Origin of the sequence: Rhizobium sp. CCGE 510 (genome assembly GCF_000292525.1) — a bacterium.
GTDB lineage: Bacteria > Pseudomonadota > Alphaproteobacteria > Rhizobiales > Rhizobiaceae > Rhizobium.
The window spans coordinates 385,309-407,683 of the sequence record NZ_AEYF01000045.1 but is presented as its reverse complement, the minus strand read 5'-3'; the positions used below and the strand labels follow the sequence as shown (position 1 = coordinate 407,683).

The window sequence follows — 22,375 nt, the reverse complement described above, 5'->3', positions numbered from 1 at the left end:
CGGAATGTCCGACATTGTCGACGATCTCCTGCGCCTCAGCGAAGATCCGAATAGCGATCCGAGAAGCCGACGCCGGCAAACGATGGAGCGATTGGTGCAGACGCTGCTCGCGATGGCCGATGCCGAAATGGGATCGGAAGATCCGCAGCATCGTCATTCGATCATTCATCTGACGACGATCATCCGCGAGATGACGGAGAGGATCGCCGAGGCCGACGATACGACATTTTCGGCGATCGTCAGGGAGGCCGCGATGCTGATCCGCAGCCTGCAGCGACGGCAGGCCGACGCGGCCAGATTTACGGTGCATTGAAAAGTGAGCGATGTCACCGGGCATAAGCAGGACTTGAAGCGACCAAGCGAGGTTCGAATGCACGGTGCGGCAGGGATGGCTCTCACGGACGAACTCGTGTCGCTCAGCCTTCGCCCTGAGCTCGACCCCGGCCCCGAGCCGCAGCGGACACAGCTTACCGACGCCGAGCTGGAGATATTCGCGAGAAGGCTCCTGCATGAATCCGATGGCGCGCCGCTTTGGGTTTTCGCCTATGGATCATTGATATGGAAGCCGGACTTCGATGCCGTCGAATGGCAGCGGGGCGCAGCACGAGGCTGGCATCGGTCCTTCTGCCTGAAGATGACCCGCTGGCGGGGAACACGGGCCCAGCCTGGCCTCATGATGGCGCTTGATCGCGGCGGACGCTGCAACGGCATCCTTTTCAAGCTTGCCGATGACGATCGCCTTGGCCAGATTCGGCGGTTGATCCGCCGGGAGGTCGGCACGATCGAAGATGCGGCGACGGTTCGCTGGATTCCTGTCGAGACCGCACATGGCTTCGTGCGCGCGCTGGTCTTCTGGGCCGGCCCGAAGGGTGAACGCGTTTCCCGCAGATTACCGTTGGAGGTGGTGGCGCACGTGCTTGCGCGAGCCTGCGGACACATGGGTTCCTGCGCCGAATATCTGTATCTAACGGTGAAGCATTCGGAAGAACGCGGCATCCGCGATCGCAATTTGTGGCGGCTTCAGGAACTCGTCGCAGCCGAACTCCTCTCGATACATGGCTTCAACGGGGTCACGCAAAGCCGTCAAGCGCCGCGCGTCTTTTCAGACCCGCGGCGCTTGACGTTTTGAATTGGGTGCATTTCCTCAGAGTTTGCCTTTCCAGGGCACAAGGTAAGTCTCCAGGAAACGGATGGCGGCCGAGAAGGTGAAGGCGCAGATCGCTATGATGCCGATGCCGACGAAGACGACGTCGGTTGCCAGGAACTGCGATGCCGACATGATCATGAAGCCGATCCCGCGCGTCGAGGCAATCAATTCAGCCGCAACCAGCGTGCCCCAGCCGACACCAAGTGCAATGCGGATGCCGGTGAGAATTTCGGGTAGGGCGGATGGCAGGACGATGTCCAAAAAGAGCTGGAGCCGGCTCGCGCCGAGCGAACGCGCGGCATTGACCCGCTCGATGGGCAGCGAACGGACGCCGGCCTGGGCCGAGAGGCAGATCGGCGCAAACATCGCAAGCACCAGCAGCGTGATCTTCGACGTCTCGCCGATGCCGAGCCAGATGATCATGAGCGGCAGGTAGGAGAGCGGCGGAAGCGGCCAGTAGAACTCGATCGGCGCGTCGAGCACCCCTTTTGCCCAGCGGTTCAGGCCCATGAGCAATCCGAGCGGAATGCCGGCGGAAACGGCGATGAGGGCTGCGACCACGATGCGGAACAAGCTCGCAAAAACATGCTCGGACAGCGACGCTCCGGCGTAGCCGTCGCGATAAATGGCGCCGATCTGCGTCAGCACCTCATCCGGACGCGGCAGGAACAGATGCGGGACAACGCCGAGCGCGGATACCAGCCACCACATCAACAATATCGCCAGGGCGCTTGCAATGCTGATGGCCACCGTCGATTTCTCGCCGGCGCCGAAGCTTGCCATCTTCACCAGCTTGACCTGGCCGTCCTCTCTCCGCGCCGCTACCGGCGATGTCTGCACGATATCGCTCATGCCGCACTCCTCAAGTCTTCGCTGCTGTGGAGAATGGCGCGGATCTCCTCGCGCAGCTCGGCAAATTGCGGCGACGCCTTGATCGACCGGGCATCGCCCGTCTCGGCGAAGCGGCGGACGAAATCCAGATCGAAGCGGGCGACGACGCGCCCCGGCCGAGGCGACATGACCAGCACCTGTGTGCCCAGAAACAGGGCCTCTTCGATCGAATGGGTGATGAAGAAAACCTTCTTTGCGGTTTTATCCCAGATGGATACCAACAGTTCCTGCATCTGCTCGCGCGTCAGGCTGTCGAGCGCGCCGAACGGCTCGTCCATCAGCAGAATGTCGGGATTTGTTGCGAGAGCGCGGGCGATGCCGACCCGCTGGCGCATGCCGCCGGACAGCTCGTAGGGAAAAGCGCCGGCGAATTCGTCGAGGCCGACGAGCCGCAGCAGTTCCAGGGCACGCGCCTGCCGTTCCCTTCGGTTAACGCCGGCAAATTTCAAGCCGAGCGCGACATTGTCGGTCACCGATTTCCAGGGCAGCAGCGCATCTTTCTGAAAGACGACGCCGCGATCGGCGCCCGGCCGTTCGACCGCGCGGCCATCGAGCGTGATCCGGCCATCGGACAACGGCAGGAAACCGGCAATCGCGTTGAGAAGGGTTGATTTGCCGCATCCAGATGCCCCGAGCGCAACGACGAAACCCCGTTCGGGAATATCGAAGGAAACGCGGTCGAGCGCGTGGACGGTCCGCCCGTCGCGGGCTGCGAAGAAAACGCTGGCGTGGTCGACTTTAAGCATGGTGGCGCTCGCAGGTTCGATACCGGCGCGGCAACAGCGCGCCGGTATCGGGGAGGATCAGTTGCTGACGCCGGTAAGCGCGTCTGCGGTGACGAAGGCGCCGTAATTTGTCAGCACGTCGGAAACCTTGCCCTGACCCTTCAGAAACGATGCGGTGTCCTGGAGGATCTTGGCAGCACCGGCCTTTTCGCCGCCGCCGAGCCAGGCGTCCGATGCCTGGAGCTCAGGCGTGAGCAGCGTCAGGTTCTTCAGGGCCGAGGCCTGCTGCTCGGCCGTTCCGCCGAGAAGCTTGGCCAGCGACTTGGCGTTGTCGCTGTCGGGACCCCAGGCGGCTTTGTCCGAGGCGAAGGAGGCGTAGTATTTGTTGATGACCGAGGCGAAGCCCTTCAGGAATTCCGGGTTGTCGGCCGCGAACGCCGAGGTCGCGACCCAGGCGGAGAATGTCGGTGCGCCCTTGTCCGCGACGTCCTTGGAGGTCACCAGAACCTTTCCGGTCTTCTTGAGTTCGGTCAGAGCCGGATCCCAGACGAAACCGCCGTCGATATCGCCGCGATTATAGCTTGCAACGATTTCCGGCTGCGGGATTGCGAAGACCTGAACGTCTTTCTCGGTCAGACCCAGCGATTTGATCAGCGCCAGGAGCTGATAATGGTCCGTGGAAACGGGCGCGGCGGCAAGCTTCTTGCCCTTCAGATCGTTCAGGCTTTCGATGCCGGAGCCGTTGCGCACAACGAGAGCCTCGTCGATGCCGGAGATGGAAGCGAGGTAGAAGGCCTTGACCTCCAGCCCACGCGAAACCGCAGCCGCAAACGGGCTGGAACCGACATAGCCGACCTGTACGTCGCCGGAGGCAATGGCCGCAAAGATTTCGGCGCCCGAATTGAACCTGCGGAAGTCGATGTCGTATCCGGTATCCTTGGCGAATTCGCCGTTTGCGATCGCCACCGAGGACGGCAAGGCATCGGTTTGATAGCCGACGACGACCTTCTTATCCGCCGCTTCAGCGACGACTGCCGTTGCCAGAGTGCCGACACTGACGGCAATTGCGGCAACCAAATTTCTGAAATTCATCTTGAGCCCCGTTGTTTGAGAGCCGATCGGCTCCATAATCTCACCCTCAAAAGCCTAAGGTTGAGAAAGGGCTGGCGGGAGAAATAACAAACTATATTTATAGACTATACAGATAATTGTTTTCGTGATTCTGCCGCTTGTGCGATCTGTTGGACCGGCGAGTGACGGCAGGACCCGAATGACGAAAGATTGCCAGGCTTCAGGGAGAATGCGTTGATATACGATGTGATCGTAGTCGGTTCCGGTTTTTCAGCGATAGCTGTGACCTGCAATCTCATCGAGCAGCTTCCCGCTTCGGCGAAGGTTGCCGTCATCGGCGATGATCCCGGTTTCGGGCGCGGAACGGCCTATCGGACGGAGCTCTTTCTCCATCGCCTCAACGTTCCCGCCGGTCGCATGAGCCTGCTGCCCCATCATCCCGAGGACTTTGTCGACTGGCTGAAAAGCCATGGACGCCAGCTGCAGGCGGGCGATTTCGCCTCGCGCAGCGACTACGGTCTTTATGTCCGCGATACGCTTGCGCGGCTGCTTCGGAAGCGGGACGGCCGCTGCCGGGTCGATTTCATCAAGGCCAAAGCGGCGGGATGCGTGGAACGCTACAAGACTACGCTCGCCTTTCAACTCGGTAACGGCGACGAGATTGCCGGGAAGAATGTCGTGCTGTGCCTCGGCGTCGGTAACGCGAACCTTCCGGTCGATCCGGCTGGCGTCCCGTCATCTCTGCGTTCACGGATCATCGAGAACCCGTGGCGGCTCTCCTGGCTGAGGCGCGTCGCACCGTCCGATGCGGTCTGCATCCTCGGCTCCGGCCTGACGATGATCGATCAGGTTCTCGCCCTTCGCGCCCATGGCCATAGAGGCAGGATCGAGGTGCTTTCGCGGCGTGGCTTGGCACCGCTCGGACATGCCAGGACGCCGCCGGCACCCTTGCCGATCGACGTTCAGACGCTTCCCGCTACGATCAGCGGCCAGTTGAAGATCTTGCGGGGAAAGAGCAGGGAGGTCGCCGATTGGCGGAGCGTGATGGATGGCCTGAGGCCGGTCACGCAGGCTCTGTGGCAGCGGCTTCCGGGCGAGGAGCGGGCAAGGTTCCTCAGGCATGCGCTCCCGTGGTGGAACATCCACCGCCATCGGGTTGCGCCCGACGTGTTCGCCGGCTTCGAAAAACTGGTCTCGGAAGGAACCGTTCGCTTCCATGCAGGCTTCCTGAGAACGCTCGGCGCCTGGGAAGACGGGCTCGTCGCCGGCTACAGGGTACGAGCCAAGCGTGAGATCGCCGAGATCAGGGCAGACTGGCTGGTCAACTGCACCGGAATGGAGCGTGCTGGAATCAACCATTCGCCGCTTTTGAAGGAGATGAGCCGGTTTCAGCTGATCGTTCCCGATCCTCTCGGCCTCGGCATCCAGGTGGATGCGGTTTCCGAGGTGCTGACTCCGTCTGGGATCACGCCTGCCCGACTGTTTGCCGTCGGCGCTTTAACCGCGGGGCAATTCTGGGAGATCACCGCCGTCCCTGATATCCGGGTGCAGGCGAAGGCCGTGGTCGAAGAGATAGTCAGGGCAAGGCCTAATTCCGAGGCATAGGCTGACGATCTGCGGATCGACACGGTGCTGTTGAATTGCTGGCCGCCGACAGCTACAGTATTTGGTAGGCCATAATACGATTCCTGAATTCGGCTGCGCCGGGAATTTCAGCGTGCGAAGTCAATCCAATACTGAGGTACAGCATGAGCGGTGTTCTGAAGGACGCAATTAGAGTCGAGCGTCCTGCAAAGACATTGCGGGAACTGGCGCTCGACAAGGTCCGCGAAGCCATTGTCAACGGGTATTTCCGCCCCGGAGACCGCCTTGTCGAGCGCGACCTCTGCGCCCAGCTCGGCGTCAGCCGAACGGTGGTGCGCGAGGTTCTGAGGCACCTGGAATCGGAAGGGCTTGTCGCCAATCTGCCGAACAAGGGACCGATCGTCGCCCTGCTGGATATCGAGGAAGCCAAACAGATCTATGAGATCCGTGGTGCGCTCGAAGGCATGGCGGCGCGGCTGTGTGCGGAGCGCGGCAGCCCCGAGATCGTCGCTGCGCTCGACGAATCCCTGACCGCAATCCGCAACGGCTACCGCGACAGCGATATGGCGGCTGTGCTTACCAATACCTCCTCCTTCTATCAAACGCTGTTCACCAGGGTCGACAGGCATGTCGCTTGGGGCGTCGTCAACCTCCTTACTGTGCGCATAAACCACCTGCGCTCGATGACGATCAAGACGGAAAGGCGCGGCATCGAGGGGCCGCTGCAGATGTCGAAGATCGTCGATGCCATCCGCCGTGGCGACGGCGAGGGGGCTTATCGCGCCGCGATGGATCATGTCGCCGCCGCCAGCGCAATTGCCGAAGCTGTTCTCTCCGCCCAGAAGCCTGCCGAATAGGCGGCGACGGAGACCCGCTCCGGTCTTCATCGGCGTTCGGCAAATCGGTATTGCCTCGATCCTCTGTCGAAAACATGTTTGCATTCATAATCCCGTCCGCCGCAGATTCAGGAGAATCCGCGCGCCCAGGCTTGACCTCAACTTTGCCCGATGTGATGGTATGCCATATTCAATAATACATAAGGCGGCATCTTACGGATTGGGATAATCGTGGTTTCCTGACGTGTCGCGCGGCTGCGACGCCTGGCGGCTGGGGTTTCTGAAACAAGCTGAAAAATAAGCCCTTCCGCACTTTCGAAGGCGTGAATTTCCTCTTCGTCGAAACCAAGTTGACACTCGTATATTATGGTATACCATAATACGAAAATGAAAAATGAGGTGTTTCATGGCCATTCAAATTCGCAAGACGGGACTGCAGATCGAAACGACGCTGATCGAAGGCGGCAAGGCCGCGGCGGTGCCGCTAAGACTGTTTTCTGCTTTTGCTGTCGTGAAGAACCCCTGGGCGGGCCGCGGCTTCGTCGAAGACCTCAAGCCTGAGATCCATGCGGGCGCTCCGGTTCTCGGCGAGTTGCTGACCAAGATGATCATTGATGCGGTCGGTTCCGGCGAGGCTGTCGAAGCCTATGGAAAGGCCGCCGTCGTTGGCCTCGACGGTGAGATCGAACATGCCTCCGCGCTGATCCACACGCTGCGCTTCGGCAACTTTTATCGCCATGCCGTTGGTGCCAAATCCTATCTCGCTTTCTGCAACACCCGTGGCCCCGCCAACGCGCCGATCATGATCCCGCTGATGGACAAGAACGACGAAGGCCGCCGTTCGCACTATCTGACCATCCAGACCTCGATCCCCGACGCGCCGGCCGCCGACGAGATCGTCGTGGCGCTCGGCGCTTCGGTCGGCGGGCGGCCTCATCACCGCATCGGCGACCGCTACCAGGATCTGCAAGATCTGGGGCAGGACGTCGCCAATCCTGCCGGCGTTTAAAGGGTGGGCGCTGAGATGCTGACAGCTGGATCGATCTCGGGCGCCGCTGCAGCCAAGAGCGCCGCCGGTGACCTGCCCCGAAAGAAGACGGCAGGCGGAACAGCCTATCACGAGGCCGGCAGCGGCGAGCCGTTGGTTCTCATCCATGGCGTCGGCATGCGGCTCGAAGCCTGGGCGCCGCAGATCGCCTTTCTGTCGGCTGGCCACCGCGTCATCGCCGTCGACATGCCGGGACATGGCGAGAGCGCAAAGCTGCCGCCGGGCAGCCGCCTCGAGGAGTTCGTCGCCTGGCTCGGTCGCTTTCTCGACGAGATGGCGATCGATACGGTGAATGTTGCCGGCCACTCGATGGGTGCGCTGGTATCGGGAGGGGCGGCGGCGACGTTCGGCGAACGTATCAGCCGTGTCGCATACCTCAACGGCGTCTACAGGCGTGACCCGCAAGCAAAGGCTGCCGTGCTCGCACGGGCCGCGGCCATTCCGGTGACCGGCGTGGACAAGGAAGGCCCCCTGGCGCGCTGGTTCGGCGATGATGCAGACAGCGTCGTTGCGCGGGAATTGACACGGAAATGGCTCAACCTCGTCGATCCGGAAGGATATGCTGTCGCTTACGCCGCCTTCGCCGGCGGAGACGAGACCTATGCCGATCGCTGGAAAGACGTGGCTGGTCCGGCCCTGTTCCTGACGGGGTCCGATGATCCGAATTCGACGCCCTTGATGGCGACGCAAATGGCGGCGCTCGCGCCCCGGGGCTGGGCCCGTATCGTGGAGGATCATCGCCATATGGTGAACCTGACCGCACCTGATATCGTCAATTCGCTGCTCGCTGAGTGGCTGTCGTTCGGGGAGGATGAACGATGACAATGCAAACTGTCGACCCAAGAGCATTGCGTGATGCGTTCGGAGCTTTTCCCACAGGCGTGACGGTCGTCACCGCCTGCGACGGGGATGGAAATCCGATTGGCTTCACCGCGAACTCCTTCACATCGGTCTCGCTCAATCCACCCCTGCTCCTCGTCTGCCTTGCCAAGACGTCGCGCAACTTCGCCATCATGACCGGCACGCCGCATTTTGCGATCAACGTGCTCTCGGAAACCCAGAAAGACGTGTCGAACACTTTTGCGCGGCCGGTCGAAGACAGGTTTGCAGCGGTCGAATGGAATAAGGGGGCGGCCGGCTGCCCGATCTTCTCAAATGTGGCGGCCTGGTTCGAGTGCGCCATGGATCAGGTCGTCGAGGCTGGCGACCACGTTATTTTGATGGGGCGCATCGAAGCGTTCGACAATAGCGGCCGCAATGGTCTCGGCTATGCACGCGGCGGCTATTTCACCCCGACGCTCGCCAGCAAGGCGGTTTCGGCGGCAAGCGAAGGCAATATCGAGCTTGCGGCCGTCGTCGAGCGCCGCGGAGAGGTTTTTCTGCTCGGCGACGATGTGCTCTCCCTGCCGAGCGTCGACGCTCATGACGGCAACCCGACCGAGGCGCTGCAGGAATATCTGGAGAAGCTCACCGGGTTGAAGGTCAGCATCGGCTTTCTCTATTCGGTCTATCAGGGCAAGAGCGATGGGAAGCAGCACATCGTCTATCACGCCGTTGCCGGAGACGGTGAGCCCGCCGGCGGCAGGTTCGTGAAACCCGATGCGCTGGCTGCGGCCAAATTCAAGACCAGTTCGACCGCCGATATCGTCAACCGTTTCGCGATGGAAAGCTCGATCGGCAATTTCGGCGTTTATTTCGGCGACGAGACCGGCGGCACCATTCATCCCATTCCAGCCAAGGGCGCAAAAGCATGAAGTTTTCCCTTTTCGTCCATATGGAACGGCTCGACGCCAGCCAGAGCCATAAGAGCCTCTACGAGGAATTCGTCGCGCTCTGCGAGATCGCCGACAAGGGCGGCATGCATGCGATCTGGACCGGTGAGCACCATGGAATGGATTTCACCATCGCACCCAACCCGTTCGTGACCATTGCCGATCTCGCCCGCCGCACGTCGCGGGCAAGGCTCGGGACGGGCACGGTGATCGCTCCCTTCTGGCATCCGATCAAGCTCGCCGGCGAGGCGGCTATGGCCGACATCATCTGCGACGGAAGGCTCGACATCGGCATTGCGCGGGGCGCCTATTCCTTCGAATACGAGCGTCTGCTGCCGGGTCTCGACGCCTGGGGGGCTGGCCAGCGCATGCGCGAGCTCATCCCGGCGGTCAAGGGCATCTGGAACGGCGACTACGCGCATGACGGGGAGTTCTTCAAATTCCCCGCGACCACCTCGGCGCCGAAGCCGCTGCAGCAGCCGAACCCGCCGATCTGGGTCGCGGCGCGCGATCCGAACTCGCACGAATTTGCCGTCGCCAACGGCTGCAACGTTCAGGTCACACCGCTCTGGCAGGGTGACGATGAGGTTCAGTCGCTGATGGAACGCTTCAACGATGCCTGCGCCAAGAACCCGGATATCGAACGCCCAAAGATCATGTTGCTGCGCCACACCTATGTCGGCTCGTCGGAAGACGACGTCGCCCAGGCGGCCCATGAACTCAGCGTTTATTACAACTACTTCTTTGCCTGGTTCAAGAATGAGAAGCCGGTTACCCAAGGCCTGATCGAACGGATTGCGGACGAGCAAATCCGAGCGAACGCCATGCTTTCGGATCAGGTCATGCGCACCAACAATGTCGTTGGCAACGCCCGGACCGTCATTGACCGGCTGAAGGCCTATGAGGCGCTCGGTTACGACGAATATTCCTTCTGGATCGACACCGGCATGAGTTTCGAGCGCAAGAAGGCGTCGCTCGAACGCTTCATCACCGAGGTCATGCCGGCATTTCAGGAGTAAGACCATGCGGCGTTTCCAGCACTATATCGATGGCGAATTTTCGGATGGCGAGGCTTCCTATCCGAGCATCGATCCGGCGACCGGCGTGGTCTGGGCCGATATGCCCGAAGCCCGCGAAGCGGATGTCGATCGGGCTGTGAATGCTGCCGACCGGGCGCTTTATGACGGCCCGTGGGCGAAAATGACGGCCACCCAACGCGGCAAGCTGCTCTACAAGCTGGCCGATCTGGTTGCCGCCAACGCCCCGATTCTGGCGGAGCTGGAGACGCGCGACACCGGCAAGATCATCCGCGAGACATCGGCGCAGATCGCCTATGTCGCCGAATACTATCGTTACTATGCCGGCATATCAGACAAGATCGAAGGCGCCTACCTGCCGATCGACAAGCCGGATATGGACGTCTGGCTTCGCCGGGAGCCGATCGGCGTCGTTGCGATGGTGGTGCCCTGGAACAGCCAGCTCTTCCTGTCCGCGGTCAAGATCGGCCCGGCGCTTGCGGCCGGCTGCACGATGGTGGTCAAGGCCTCGGAAGACGGGCCGGCGCCGCTTCTCGAATTTGCCCGCCTGGTGCACGAGGCAGGCTTTCCCGCCGGTGTCGTCAACATCATCACTGGTTTCGGCCCGTCCTGTGGGGCTGCCCTCGGCCGTCACCCGAAGGTCGCCCATGTCGCCTTCACCGGCGGTCCCGAAACCGCCCGGCACGTCGTTCGCAACTCGGCCGAAAACCTCGCCTCCACCTCGCTCGAACTCGGCGGGAAGTCCCCGTTCATCGTCTTTGCCGACGCCGACCTCGAAAGTGCTGCCAATGCTCAGGTCGCGGGCATTTTCGCTGCGACCGGGCAGAGCTGCGTGGCCGGATCGCGCCTGATCGTCGAACGCAGCGTCAAGGACAAGTTCGTCGCCCTGCTGCGGGAGAAGGCCGAGGCGATCCGGATCGGCGCGCCGCTCGATATGGCGACCGAAGTCGGCCCGCTTGCCACCAAGCGCCAGCAGGACAATATCGGCGCCCTCGTTGAGAGATCGATCGAAAGCGGCGCCCGGCTCGTCACCGGCGGACGCAAGATCGATGGCGAAGGCTATTATTTCCCGCCGACCATTCTCGACTGCGACGATGTCGCCTCGCCCTCGCTCACCGAGGAGTTCTTCGGTCCGGTTCTCTCCGTCGTTTCCTTCGAGACCGAGGCGGAGGCGCTGAGGCTTGCAAACGACACCCGCTACGGCCTGGCCTCCGGGGTCTTCACCCAGAACCTCACCCGGGCGCACCGGCTGATGAAGGGGCTGCGAGCCGGCATCGTCTGGGTCAATACCTACCGCGCCGTATCGCCGATCGCGCCGTTCGGCGGCTTCGGCCTGTCGGGCCATGGCAGGGAAGGCGGCATGGCCGCGGCTCTCGACTATACCCGGACCAAGACGATCTGGCTCCGGACCTCGGACGATCCGATCCCCGATCCCTTCGTGATGAGGTGACGCCGATGTTTTACGAAATCCGTACCTATCGGCTGAAGAACGGCACGATCCCGCAATATCTCAAGGTCGTCGAGGAAGAGGGGATCGAGATCCAGAAGAGCCATCTCGGCACGCTGGTCGGTTACTTCTTCTCGGAGATCGGCACGATCAACGAGATCGTCCACATCTGGGCCTTCACGAGCCTTGATGACAGAGAGGCGAGACGCCAGCGGCTTCTGGCCGATCCCCGGTGGCAGGCCTTTCTGCCCAGGATTCGCGACCTCATCGAGGTGGCGGAAAACAAGATTATGAAGCCAGCCAGTTTTTCTCCCAGGAGCAACGCGCACTGACGACATAACGCATACCCGTAGGACAAACCAAAACAGGGATAAGGGAACATGAAAACGACATTTGCATTCGCGGCGGTTGCCGCATTCGTCGCGGTCTCCGCGCCGGCACACGCCGACAACATGGTCTTCTCGAGCTGGGGCGGAACGACCCAGGATGCCCAGAAGGCGGCATGGGCGAGCCCCTTCACCGAGAAGACCGGCACCACCGTCGTGCAGGACGGTCCGACAGACTACGGCAAGCTCAAGGCTATGGTCGAGGCAGGCGAAGTCACCTGGGACGTCGTCGACGTCGAAGGCGATTATGCCGCCCAGGCCGGAAAGACTGGCCAGCTCGAGAAGCTCGACTTCTCCGTCATCGACAAATCCAAGCTCGATCCGCGTTTCGTCACCGACTATTCGGTCGGCAGCTTCTATTATTCCTTCGTCATCGGCTGCAACGCCGATGCCGTCAAAGCCTGCCCAAAGACATGGGCCGACCTGTTCGACACGGCCAAGTTTCCCGGCAAGCGCACATTCTACAAGTGGTCGGCTCCCGGCGTGATCGAAGCGGCACTGCTTGCCGACGGCGTGGCTGCCGACAAGCTCTATCCGCTCGATCTCGACCGCGCCTTCAAGAAGCTTGATACGATCAAGTCGGATATCATCTGGTGGTCGGGCGGCGCACAGTCGCAGCAGCTGCTGGCATCGGCCGAAGCGCCCTTCGGCAGCGTCTGGAATGGCCGCATGACGGCGCTTGCGGCGACGGGCATCAAGGTGGAAACCTCCTGGGAACAGAACATCACCGCCGCCGATGCGCTCGTCGTGCCGAAGGGCTCGCCGAATATCGAAGCTGCGATGAAGTTCATTGCACTGGCCACCTCGGCCGAACCGCAGGCTGCCCTGGCAAAGGCAACCGGATATGCGCCGATCAACCTTGACTCGGCCAAGCTGATGGATCCGGAAACGGCAAAGACCCTGCCGGACCAGCAGACGGCAAGCCAGGTCAACGCCGATATGAGCTACTGGGCCGATAATCGCGATGCCATTGGCGAGAAGTGGTACGCTTGGCAGGCGAAGTAAGCTGAAACTTGAGATCAAGGGCACGGCGAAGGTTCGCCGTGTCCCGCAGCGCCAGCGCCAATCGGTTGCACCTCGGCGCCCGCGGAAATTGACGGGTGGGAAGGACTGTCATGTCGACGTATAGCGATGCCTCCGGCGTAATTGCGCCCTTGCCAAAGGTCCGCAGGCCAACAGGTTTCAGCGGGGTCGTTCCGGCTTTCGCCTTCGTGGGTATCTTTTTCATCGTGCCGGTCGCGATACTGCTGTTGCGAAGCGTGCTGGAACCGGTGCCGGGTCTGGGAAACTATGCGCAGCTGATCGGGTCTGCGACCTATCTCAAGATTTTCGCCAATACTTTCATCGTCTCGGGTCTCGTCACGGTGATTTCGCTCGCGATCGGTTTTCCGGTCGCCTGGGCGCTGGCGATCATGCCGGGACGGCTGAGTTCGGTGATCTTTGCGATCCTGCTCCTGTCGATGTGGACCAACCTCTTGGCCCGCACCTATGCCTGGATGGTGCTGCTGCAGCGGACCGGGCTTATCAACAAGATGCTGATGGGTATGGGGCTGATCGACCAGCCGCTGGCGCTCGTCAACAATCTGACCGGCGTGACGATCGGCATGACCTATATCATGCTGCCTTTCATCATCCTGCCGCTCTATGGCGTGATCAAGAAGATCGACCCGTCGACCCTACAGGCGGCTGCCCTTTGCGGCGCCAACCGGTGGCAGTGCCTGACGCGGGTTCTGCTGCCGCTGGCGATGCCCGGCATGGCGGCCGGCGCCCTGATGGTCTTCGTCATGTCGCTCGGCTATTTCGTCACCCCGTCGCTTCTCGGCGGCACCTCCAACATGATGCTGGCAGAACTGATCGCGCAGTTCGTGCAGTCGCTCGTCAACTGGGGCATGGGGGGTGCGGCGGCGCTGGTCCTGCTGGTGGTGACCCTGTCGCTTTATGCCGTGCAGCTGCGCTTCTTCGGCAATCAGAACCCGGGAGGGCGTTGATATGTTGCTCAATTTCGACCGTCTCGGCTGGTGGAAATACGCCCTTCTCGGCATAACGCTGCTGACCGCCGCCTTCCTGCTGATGCCGATCGTCTTTATCGCGGCGCTGTCCTTCGGCTCGTCGCAATGGCTGATCTTTCCGCCGCCGGGCTGGACGCTTCAATGGTACGGCGAACTCTTCGCCGATCCGCGCTGGCTTGAATCGGCTTTCACGAGCCTCAAGATCGCCGTCATCGTCACCGTTCTGTCGGTGCTGCTCGGGCTTGTGACATCCTTCGGACTGGTGCGTGGTTCGTTCATGTTCCGCGATGCGCTGAAAGCGCTGTTCCTCACGCCGATGATCCTGCCGGTCGTGGTTCTGGCGGTCGCGCTCTATGCCTTCTTTCTCAGGATCGGCCTTGGCGGCACTTTGACGGGCTTCGTCATTTCGCACCTCGTGCTGGCGCTGCCCTTCTCGATCCTGTCGATATCGAGTGCGCTTGAAGGTTTCGACAAGTCGATCGAGGATGCGGCGGTACTCTGCGGCGCCTCGCCCCTGGAGGCAAAAATCAGGGTCACCCTTCCAGCGATCAGCCACGGGCTGTTTTCGGCCGCCGTCTTCTCGTTTCTGACATCCTGGGATGAGGTGGTGGTGGCGATCTTCATGTCCAGCCCGACCCTGCAGACGCTGCCCGTGAAGGTATGGGCGACGCTGCGACAAGACCTGACGCCTGTTGTTGCAGCCGCGTCGACGCTTCTCATCCTTTTGACGATCATCTTGATGGCGCTGGTAGCCGTCGTGCGTAAGGTACTGAAACAATGAACGAACCATTCCTTCAGATCCGCGGAATACGCAAGGAATACGGCCCCGTGGTCGCCGTGCACGACGTCACACTTGACGTTCGGCGCGGGGAGTTCCTCACCTTTCTCGGACCGTCCGGATCCGGCAAGAGCACGACGCTCTACATTCTGGCGGGATTTGACAATCCGACGAAAGGCGACATTACGCTCGAGGGCAGGACCCTGCTCGCCACGCCGTCGCACAGGCGCAACATCGGCATGGTGTTCCAGCGTTACACCCTGTTTCCGCATCTGACCGTGGGCGAAAACATCGCCTTTCCGCTGAAGGTCAGGCGCAAATCCAAGGCCGAGGTCGACAGTAAGGTGAAGGAGATGCTGCGCCTCGTCCGGCTCGAGGGCTTCGAGGATCGCAAGCCGGCGCAGATGTCCGGCGGCCAACAGCAGCGCGTCGCCCTCGCCAGAGCCCTTGCCTATGATCCGCCGGTGCTTTTGATGGACGAGCCGCTGTCGGCGCTCGACAAGAAGCTGCGTGAGGAAATCCAGCACGAGATCCGCCGCATCCACCAGCAGACCGAAGTGACAATCCTCTACGTCACCCACGACCAGGAGGAGGCCCTGCGGCTCTCCGACCGCATCGCCGTCTTTTCCAAGGGCGTCATCGACCAGATTGGAACCGGCCCGGAACTCTACGCCAATCCGAAGACCCGCTTCGTTGCCGAATTCATCGGCGATAGCGACTTCATTTCCTGTGACCTGCTGTCGTCGTCCGACGGGCAGGCCACGATTTCGCTCGGCGGCAGCACAGTCTTCAACAGCATTCCGGTGCATGGAAAAGCGGCTGCCGGTGCGAAAGCAGCCTTGATGCTCAGGCCGGAGCGCATTCGGCTGTCGCGCGCCCAAGCGGGAGCCGGTCTCGCCGCCACCGTTAGCGACATTACTTTCCTCGGCAACAATATCCACGTCTCAACCGAAACGGCGAAGGGCGAGGCGCTGGCGGTTCGCCTGCCGTTCGGCCACGAAGCGATCACCGGGCTCAGCCGTGGCGACACGGTCCATCTGGATTTCGATCCGGGTGCCGCTCACGTCTTCTGTTGAAAGTGATCCGATGAAACTCAATGATCCTTCGCTGTTCCGTCAGGCATGCCCGGTCGCCGGCCGCTGGATCGAAGCGAAAGGCCGTCCGGCGACGACGGTGCGCAATCCGGCGACCGGCGAGCCGCTCGGCGCGGTCCCCGACCTCGGAGCCGCGGAAACGGAGGAGGCCATCGCGGCCGCAGTCATCGCCCAGAAGCTTTGGGCGAAGAAGACCGCAGGCGAGCGCGCTTCCGTTCTCAAGGCATGGCACCGCCTGATGATCGAAAATCGCGACGATCTGGCGATGATCCTGACGCTGGAGCAGGGAAAACCGCTCGCTGAAGCCAAGGGGGAGATTACCTATGGCGCGAGCTTCATCGAATGGTTCGCCGAAGAGGCAAGACGCATCAACGGCGAGACGATACCGGGACACCAACCGGACAAACGCATCCTCGTCCTGCGTCAACCGGCGGGGGTGGTGGCCGCGATCACGCCCTGGAACTTTCCGAACGCGATGATCACCCGTAAGGTCGGCCCGGCACTTGCCGCCGGCTGTGCCGTCGTTCTCAAGCCGGCGCCGCAGACACCGTTCTCGGCAATCGCCATCGCCGTTCTCGCCGAGCGCGCCGGCTTGCCGGCGGGCCTGCTCAACATCGTCACGGGTGACGCCGCGGCAATCGGCGGGGCGCTGACGGCAAGCCGTGACATCCGGGTGCTGACATTCACCGGCTCGACGCGAACGGGCGAGCTGCTTTACCGGCAATGCGCGCCGACGATCAAAAAGCTCGGCCTCGAGCTTGGCGGCAATGCACCTTTCATCGTCTTCGACGACGCCGATCTCGACGCTGCCGTCGAAGGCGCAATCATCGCCAAGTTCCGCAACAACGGCCAGACCTGCGTCTGCGCCAATCGGATTTACGTCCAGGACGGCGTCTACGAGGCCTTTGCCGCCAAGCTTGCAACCGCCGTTTCGACGTTGAAGGTCGGCAACGGCCTGGAGCGCGACGTCGTGCTTGGCCCGCTCATCGACGAAAATGCTGTCGCCAAGATCGAGACGCATATCAGCGATGCCGTCGCAAAAGGTGCAGGACTCGTTTCAGGCGGCAAACGCCACGCACTCGGCGGCCTTTTTTTCGAACCGACCATTCTGCGCGATGTCGCTGCCCGCATGCAGGTCGCCCGCGAGGAAACCTTCGGACCTCTCGCACCGCTCTTTCGTTTCCGCGACGAGCGAGATGTCATCGAACAGGCAAACGACACCGAGTACGGGCTTGCTTCGTATTTCTACGCGCGCGACCTGTCGCGGGTCTTCCGCGTCGCCGAAGCGCTCGAATATGGAATGGTCGGCGTCAATACCGGTCTCGTCTCCACCGCGGAGGCGCCGTTCGGGGGCGTCAAGATGTCGGGTCTCGGTCGCGAGGGCTCGAGGCACGGGTTGGACGAATACACCGAACTTAAGTATGTATGCCTCGGCGGCATTGCCTGACCTTGGTCGACATTTGCGCCTTATCGCAAAAGAAAGACCAGCATGCACCTCGTCAGCATTGCCATGTATGTCACATCCCCTCCGCTTGCCGATGCGACCGCCGAACTCTGGTCATTTCTCCGGCACTATCTCTCACAAGCCGGGCTGACGGATCTGCCCGAGATGCTCGACCAGACGGTGCCCTATGACGAGGCCTGGCTGAGGCCGGATCTTTTCCTCTCGCAGACATGCGGCTATCCCTTTGCGAGGCGCCTGCGCGGCAGGGTTCGGCTGGTGGCGACGCCATTCTATGATTATCCCGGCTGCGATGGTCCGTTGATGCGCAGCTTCATCATCGTTCGCAAGGATTCTTCCTTTCGCTCGCTGGAGGATTTGCGCGGCACCACGGCAGCGATCAACAGCCCCGACAGCAATTCCGGCAGTAATCTCTTTCGCGCTGCCGTGGCGCCCTTCGCTCGCGACGGTCGCTTCTTCGGCCGGATCATCGAGACCGGCAGCCATGGCGGCAGCATCGCCGCCGTCGCGGAGGGCAGGGCGGACAGTGCGGCGATCGATTGTATCACCTATGCCAATATCCGCCGCTTCGATCCCGGCCAGATTGAAGGGGTCCGAATCATCGTCGAAACGCCCAAAGGTCCAGGCCTGCCATTCATCACCTCGGGCGATGCGTCGGACGACAGGGTCCTTCTGCTGCGAAATGCGCTCGACGCCGCCGTCAGCGAGCCATCGCTGGAAGCCACGCGCGCCACACTCGGCCTCACCGATTTTGCCGTGCTTTCCGAAGCCGACTACGAGCCGCTTCTATCATTGGCCGGTGAGGCATTGCCGCAATTGAGAGCTTGAAGAGGCAACGGATTTCAGAGTGCTGCGGGTGCTTCCATTGCGGCGAGACGATGGGCGATGCGATCGGCATTGGCCATAATCGTCATGGTGATATATTTCGAGGACAGATCGGGAAGAATGGAGCCATCGACGACGTAGAGACCCGGATGGAAATTCAATTCGCCGTCCGAGGAGGTGCCGAATGGGCCGGCTTTACCCATAGGCAGAGTGCCGGCGAAGTGGGCGTCGATACCCGGCTCTGCCAGCGATGCGCCCGGGAGCTGAATTAGCCCCAACCGTTTCCATTCACGGCGGAGCGCCTTTTTCAACACCTCGGCGCGGATGTCGAAACCTTCCGCGAAACCGCCGCGGACAGTTAGCCCCTTTTTCGCCGTTGCGTCGCGATGAATGTAGCTCCGGCTTTGATCGCCGGGATAGTAGATCGTTGCGACGAGGAGGCTGCCAGCGATCAATTCAAAGGCGGCTCGCCCGGCTTTTCGGCCGAGCGGCATCCTGTTGACGAAACTCTGCGCCGGCAGGGAGCCGACTTCATAGATCGCTCCCGTCACGTAATCGGATGGGCTATCGCCATAGCGCAGAGACAATCCGAGCTGCGCAAGGCTGTGCGTCCGTGTCGCCGAACGCAGCAAGGACAGACCGTCAGTTTCGGATTGCCGCGATCATGCCGATCTCCGCGGAAAAACTCCGGCGCGGCGAGCCCGGCTTCAACGGTGGCGCGCGCCAGCGCATGGCCGGACGGCACCTAGGCGTCCCAGACGGCATTCATCTCTTCGAAGCTCGAATCGTCACGCCATTGGTATAGGTGATCGATGTCGTCTGGCCATCGGCCCTGTGGCTCGCCGAGTCGATCAGCCAGGGAAATGCTGCGAAAGCAGGTCGGTGTCATCACTGTACTCATCTTCGTTTCACAAGGGCCTTGCCATCCAGCAAGCCGCGTAGCTGATCAATAGTTCCCTTGATACGTATGGCGGCGTCCGGCTGCTCGGACGTAGTCGGTCATCGTCAAGAAATCAAAAACCGGACGCCCCGTCCTGGCCTGGACCGCGTGGGCATAGGGTGGAAGATTGGAGCATTCGAGCAGGATCGCGCCGATTTCTGGGTGCTCCTCGCAAAGTGCCTCTGCAGTTTTGACAACCTCGGCCTCAATGGCATCACTATCCAGCGTATCCGTCTCGTCCAGAATAGGGCCTCGGAAGTTCGTACAATTCTCCAGTCCAGCGGTATGGACGGGAATGCGTGCGTTCGGGTTGGCTTTTGCCAATAGATCATCTGTCAGGCGCCGGCGATTGGCACAGACGATGCCGACAGCTTGGTCGGGTCCAAGCAGGGACGAGATAAACGGAAGTTGCAGCAGAGACGACAGCATAACCGGAATCGAAACGGCCCCGGCCACTTGCTCTTGGAAGTGCATCATGTAGCCGCAATCGCTGGTGATCGCCGTGACACCCGCCGCCTCGAGACCTCTGGCCGTTTCGATCACCTTGTCAGTTAAAGACAGGTCACCTTGCTCAATAAGGCGGTCCAGGGTCACATCTGGGACGGTACGAAAGAGGACAGGGTAGCGGTAGGAACTCGCGTTGCCAACGTCGCCTGGAATGAACGGCGTGCGGCAATCGATCAGTAGAATCCCGATGTCGTGCCCATACGATTCTGCGGTCGAGCGAACCTTGTAGATTGGCATCAGTTTATCTTTCCATGGGCACCCGAGGCAGCCTTGAGCGCTTCAGATACTTGACCTGGTTATGCGGCGAGCGCCGCGATGATCCCGATTTCCACGCTGTATTGTGGTTCAGCGAGTTTAGCTTCCACTGTCGCTCTGACAGGCGCGGCCCCAGCCGGCACCCAGGTATCCCATACCGCGTTCATTTCCTGAAAAGTCGAAATATCCGATAACCAGATGATGGCGCTGAGGATTCTGTCCCGACTCGACCCCGCCGTTTCAAGAAGCGTATCGATACGCTCGAGCGTATTGAGAGTCTGCTCCCGTGTGGATGCACTTGGGGCATTGACCGCGACCTGACCGGCAAGGAAAACGAAGCCCCCGTAGGTCACAATCTGGCTCATGCGCGAGCCTGTTTCATGCCGCGTGATGTTCATGTTTGTATCTCCGGGTAAATTAGTCGATACGGACGAGTTTCTGGCGTTCAGCTCTGCGTTGCAGCCACTGCATGATCAGTAGAAAGAACGTTGAGAAGAGAATCAAAAGCGTCGCGACAGCCGCTATCGTTGGCGAGAGCTGTTCACGCACCCCACTCCACATCTGGCGCGGCAAGGTCCGCTGTTCAGAACCGGAAATGAACAGTGCGACAACCACTTCATCAAAGGACGTCACGAAGGCGAACAGTGCTCCAGACACCACGCCCGGCGCGATCACCGGCAGCATGATGCGCAACGTCGCCTGCACCGGGTTCGCCCCGAGACTGGAGGCGGCACGCATCAGATTATAGTCGAAGCTCGCCAGCGTCGCCGTCACCGTGATGACCACGAAGGGTGCGCCGAGCACGGTATGCGCCAGCACCAGCCCGGTCAGGCTGTTGAGCAGTCCGACGGCTGCGAAGGCATAATAGATGCCGACCGCCGAAACGATAACCGGCACGATCATCGGCGAAATCAGGATGGCGGTCAGCGTTGTCCGCGCCGGGCAGAATGGGCGGCTGAGACCGATTGCGGCAAGCGTGCCGAGAAAGGTCGACAGAAGCGTGGCGCAGACAGCGACGATGATGCTGTTCCGCAGCGCCAGCTGCCAGACATTGGAATCGAAGAATTCGCGATACCACCGCAGCGACAGGCCGGGCATGGGATAGGTGAAGAACGGCTCGGCATTGAAGGACAGCGGCACGATCGCCACGATCGGCGCGATCAGGAACAGGATCACCAGGCCGCCGGCCAGCCACAGGAGAATCGAAAACAGCCGCGGGAAAGACAGGAAGGTCGTCATCAGCCTATCCTCAGCCTGTCGATGCCGACGATGCGATTGTAAACGGCGTAGAGGATGAGCACCGCCACTAGCAGGATTGTGCTTAGAGCCGCCGCCATGCCCCAGTTCGTGACCTGGTTGGAATAATAGGCGATGAAATAACTCACCATCTGGTCTCCCGGCCCACCGACCAGAGCCGGCGTGATGTAATAGCCGAGCGCCAGGATGAAGACGAGCAAGCCGCCGGCGCTGACACCGGGCATGCTCATCGGCAGGTATATGCGCAAGAAGGCCGATACCGGCGGTGCGCCGAGCGACGAGGCGGCCCGCAAATAGACCGGGGGGATGTTCTTCATGACGCTGTAGATCGGCAGTACCATGAAGGGCAGCAGGATATGGGTCATGGCGATCAGGACGCCGATGCGATTGTAGATCAGGTCGAGGGGGCGTGCGGGGTCGACCAGGCCCAGCCAGATCAGCGCCGAGTTGATCACGCCGCGACCCTGCAACAGCACGACCCAGGCGCTGGTGCGCACCAGAAGCGAGGTCCAGAACGGCAGCAGCACCAGGATCAGCAGCGTATTGGCAACCGCCCCTTTCGAGCGGGCGATCAGGGCGGCGAGGGGATAGCCGAGGAACAGGCAGATCACGGTCACCGATGCGCTGACGACGAAGGTGCGGATCAGCACATCGACATGCACCGCATTCTCCGCCGAGACCCTGACGATGGCGCCCGAGGCGTCGCGCTCCAGATCGAGCGAGGCGAGCAGATAGTAGTCGGTGAAGGGCGGCGATGCGTTCTTGATGAGCGTCCAGTAATGCGGCGTCTCCCATTTGGGATCGATGGCGATGAAGGCGGCCTTATAGGGTGGTTCGGCGTTGCGGATCGTGCGCGCGGTTTTCAACAGCATCGAGCGCATGCCCGTCTCATAATAGTTGAGACGCTTGGCCACCTCGGCGATCTGGTCGCGGGGCGATTGTTTCAGATCGGTGGCAAAGGCGGCAAACAGCGCTTCGTCCGGCGGGGATTGTTCATCCCAGGCTGATAGAGCCGACATCGTGTAGGGTAGGGCGGCGGAAGCTGCCCTGTTGTCGACCGCGCGCGTCAACAGCAGGGCAATGGGCAGCACGAAGACGAGCAGCAGGAAAATCAGCAGAGGCGCGACCAGCAGCAGCGCCCGCAGCTGCGCCTTGTTTTTCGCACTGCCGCGGCTTTTCACCCGCACGCTGGCGGCAATCGTCGAGCCGTCGCCGTCGTTCATTGTCGCGATCACCATCGCTCTTGCCTTTTGCGGTAGAGAAAAAGGGGCGGGCGGAGCCGGGGGCACTCGCCCGCCCGACGA

Annotated in this window: 23 protein-coding genes and 1 pseudogene; 16 read left to right on the top strand and 8 right to left on the bottom strand. The window is 61.4% G+C overall.

The features are described 5' to 3' along the window. Positions 1-4 precede the first annotated feature (4 nt). Positions 5-313 carry a hypothetical protein gene (locus RCCGE510_RS26015; RefSeq protein WP_007634962.1) on the top strand — a complete coding sequence of 103 codons (309 nt, stop codon included), beginning with the start codon at positions 5-7 and terminating at the stop codon, positions 311-313. Between the two features lie 3 nt (positions 314-316). Beyond that, positions 317-1,129, top strand: a complete 813-nt coding sequence (locus RCCGE510_RS26010; protein ID WP_052029498.1) for a gamma-glutamylcyclotransferase — start codon at positions 317-319, stop codon at positions 1,127-1,129. A 15-nt stretch (positions 1,130-1,144) separates the two neighbouring features. On the opposite strand, the gene RCCGE510_RS26005 is transcribed toward RCCGE510_RS26010, so the two are convergent. From RCCGE510_RS26005 to tauA, 3 genes are read right to left on the bottom strand one after another with little or no spacing between them, the layout of a single operon-like run. After that, a complete protein-coding gene (locus tag RCCGE510_RS26005; RefSeq protein ID WP_007634960.1) occupies positions 1,145-1,999 on the bottom strand; it encodes an ABC transporter permease subunit in 855 nt (284 codons plus the stop codon). After that, positions 1,996-2,784: an ABC transporter ATP-binding protein gene (locus tag RCCGE510_RS26000; RefSeq protein ID WP_007634958.1), complete on the bottom strand. Its 789-nt coding sequence runs from the start codon at positions 2,782-2,784 to the stop codon at positions 1,996-1,998. The genes RCCGE510_RS26005 and RCCGE510_RS26000 overlap by 4 nt, the downstream gene beginning before the upstream one ends. 57 nt (positions 2,785-2,841) lie before the next feature. Further along, positions 2,842-3,855: a taurine ABC transporter substrate-binding protein gene (tauA, locus tag RCCGE510_RS25995; protein WP_037079953.1), complete on the bottom strand. Its 1,014-nt coding sequence runs from the start codon at positions 3,853-3,855 to the stop codon at positions 2,842-2,844. Between the two features lie 213 nt (positions 3,856-4,068). Here tauA and RCCGE510_RS25990 point away from each other — a divergent pair, with 213 nt between their 5' ends. The 14 genes from RCCGE510_RS25990 (at position 4,069) to RCCGE510_RS25925 (ending at position 18,115) form a co-directional block, all read left to right on the top strand. Then, the gene (locus RCCGE510_RS25990) at positions 4,069-5,439 is read left to right on the top strand and encodes an FAD/NAD(P)-binding protein (protein WP_007634954.1); all 1,371 of its coding nucleotides are present in this window, start codon (positions 4,069-4,071) and stop codon (positions 5,437-5,439) included. A gap of 143 nt (positions 5,440-5,582) precedes the next feature. Further along, positions 5,583-6,275 carry a GntR family transcriptional regulator gene (locus RCCGE510_RS25985; protein WP_007634952.1) on the top strand — a complete coding sequence of 231 codons (693 nt, stop codon included), beginning with the start codon at positions 5,583-5,585 and terminating at the stop codon, positions 6,273-6,275. 385 nt (positions 6,276-6,660) lie between these two features. Next, the gene (locus RCCGE510_RS25980) at positions 6,661-7,263 is read left to right on the top strand and encodes an amino acid synthesis family protein (RefSeq protein WP_007634950.1); all 603 of its coding nucleotides are present in this window, start codon (positions 6,661-6,663) and stop codon (positions 7,261-7,263) included. Positions 7,264-7,278: 15 nt separating this feature from the next. Continuing rightward, positions 7,279-8,124 (top strand): alpha/beta fold hydrolase, encoded by an 846-nt coding sequence (locus RCCGE510_RS25975; RefSeq protein ID WP_007634949.1) that lies wholly within the window; start codon positions 7,279-7,281, stop codon positions 8,122-8,124. Continuing rightward, positions 8,121-9,056 carry a flavin reductase family protein gene (locus RCCGE510_RS25970; RefSeq protein WP_007634948.1) on the top strand — a complete coding sequence of 312 codons (936 nt, stop codon included), beginning with the start codon at positions 8,121-8,123 and terminating at the stop codon, positions 9,054-9,056. The genes RCCGE510_RS25975 and RCCGE510_RS25970 overlap by 4 nt, the downstream gene beginning before the upstream one ends. Then, positions 9,053-10,093: an LLM class flavin-dependent oxidoreductase gene (locus RCCGE510_RS25965; RefSeq protein ID WP_007634947.1), complete on the top strand. Its 1,041-nt coding sequence runs from the start codon at positions 9,053-9,055 to the stop codon at positions 10,091-10,093. The genes RCCGE510_RS25970 and RCCGE510_RS25965 overlap by 4 nt, the downstream gene beginning before the upstream one ends. Positions 10,094-10,097: 4 nt before the next feature. Further along, positions 10,098-11,561, top strand: coding sequence for an aldehyde dehydrogenase (locus RCCGE510_RS25960; protein ID WP_007634945.1), 1,464 nt, complete (start codon positions 10,098-10,100; stop codon positions 11,559-11,561). 5 nt (positions 11,562-11,566) lie between these two features. After that, positions 11,567-11,890 carry an NIPSNAP family protein gene (locus RCCGE510_RS25955; RefSeq protein ID WP_007634943.1) on the top strand — a complete coding sequence of 108 codons (324 nt, stop codon included), beginning with the start codon at positions 11,567-11,569 and terminating at the stop codon, positions 11,888-11,890. A gap of 48 nt (positions 11,891-11,938) precedes the next feature. Further along, complete coding sequence (locus tag RCCGE510_RS25950) at positions 11,939-12,949, top strand: ABC transporter substrate-binding protein (protein WP_007634942.1); 1,011 nt, start codon at positions 11,939-11,941, stop codon at positions 12,947-12,949. 110 nt (positions 12,950-13,059) lie between these two features. Next, positions 13,060-13,932, top strand: a complete 873-nt coding sequence (locus tag RCCGE510_RS25945; protein ID WP_007634940.1) for an ABC transporter permease — start codon at positions 13,060-13,062, stop codon at positions 13,930-13,932. Between the two features lies 1 nt (position 13,933). Further along, on the top strand, positions 13,934-14,734 hold the full coding sequence (locus RCCGE510_RS25940; RefSeq protein ID WP_007634938.1) for an ABC transporter permease: 801 nt from the start codon (positions 13,934-13,936) through the stop codon (positions 14,732-14,734). Continuing rightward, positions 14,731-15,807, top strand: coding sequence for an ABC transporter ATP-binding protein (locus RCCGE510_RS25935; RefSeq protein WP_007634936.1), 1,077 nt, complete (start codon positions 14,731-14,733; stop codon positions 15,805-15,807). Before RCCGE510_RS25940 ends, RCCGE510_RS25935 begins: the two co-directional genes overlap by 4 nt. Positions 15,808-15,817: 10 nt before the next feature. Further along, a complete protein-coding gene (locus RCCGE510_RS25930; RefSeq protein WP_007634934.1) occupies positions 15,818-17,272 on the top strand; it encodes an NAD-dependent succinate-semialdehyde dehydrogenase in 1,455 nt (484 codons plus the stop codon). Between the two features lie 42 nt (positions 17,273-17,314). Beyond that, on the top strand, positions 17,315-18,115 hold the full coding sequence (locus RCCGE510_RS25925; protein WP_007634931.1) for a PhnD/SsuA/transferrin family substrate-binding protein: 801 nt from the start codon (positions 17,315-17,317) through the stop codon (positions 18,113-18,115). Between the two features lie 14 nt (positions 18,116-18,129). Here RCCGE510_RS25925 and RCCGE510_RS25920 read toward each other — a convergent pair. The 5 genes and pseudogenes from RCCGE510_RS25920 to RCCGE510_RS25900 form a co-directional block, all read right to left on the bottom strand. Next, positions 18,130-18,744, bottom strand: a pseudogene (locus RCCGE510_RS25920) (GMC oxidoreductase); the annotation flags it as partial. Positions 18,745-19,058: 314 nt separating this feature from the next. Continuing rightward, positions 19,059-19,796 carry an aspartate/glutamate racemase family protein gene (locus RCCGE510_RS25915; RefSeq protein ID WP_007634928.1) on the bottom strand — a complete coding sequence of 246 codons (738 nt, stop codon included), beginning with the start codon at positions 19,794-19,796 and terminating at the stop codon, positions 19,059-19,061. Positions 19,797-19,855: 59 nt separating this feature from the next. Next, the gene (locus tag RCCGE510_RS25910) at positions 19,856-20,212 is read right to left on the bottom strand and encodes a RidA family protein (RefSeq protein WP_007634926.1); all 357 of its coding nucleotides are present in this window, start codon (positions 20,210-20,212) and stop codon (positions 19,856-19,858) included. A gap of 19 nt (positions 20,213-20,231) precedes the next feature. Beyond that, positions 20,232-21,053, bottom strand: coding sequence for an ABC transporter permease (locus RCCGE510_RS25905; protein ID WP_007634925.1), 822 nt, complete (start codon positions 21,051-21,053; stop codon positions 20,232-20,234). Next, the gene (locus tag RCCGE510_RS25900; protein WP_007634913.1) at positions 21,053-22,309 is read right to left on the bottom strand and encodes an ABC transporter permease; all 1,257 of its coding nucleotides are present in this window, start codon (positions 22,307-22,309) and stop codon (positions 21,053-21,055) included. The genes RCCGE510_RS25905 and RCCGE510_RS25900 overlap by 1 nt, the downstream gene beginning before the upstream one ends. Between the last annotated feature and the right edge of the window lie 66 nt (positions 22,310-22,375).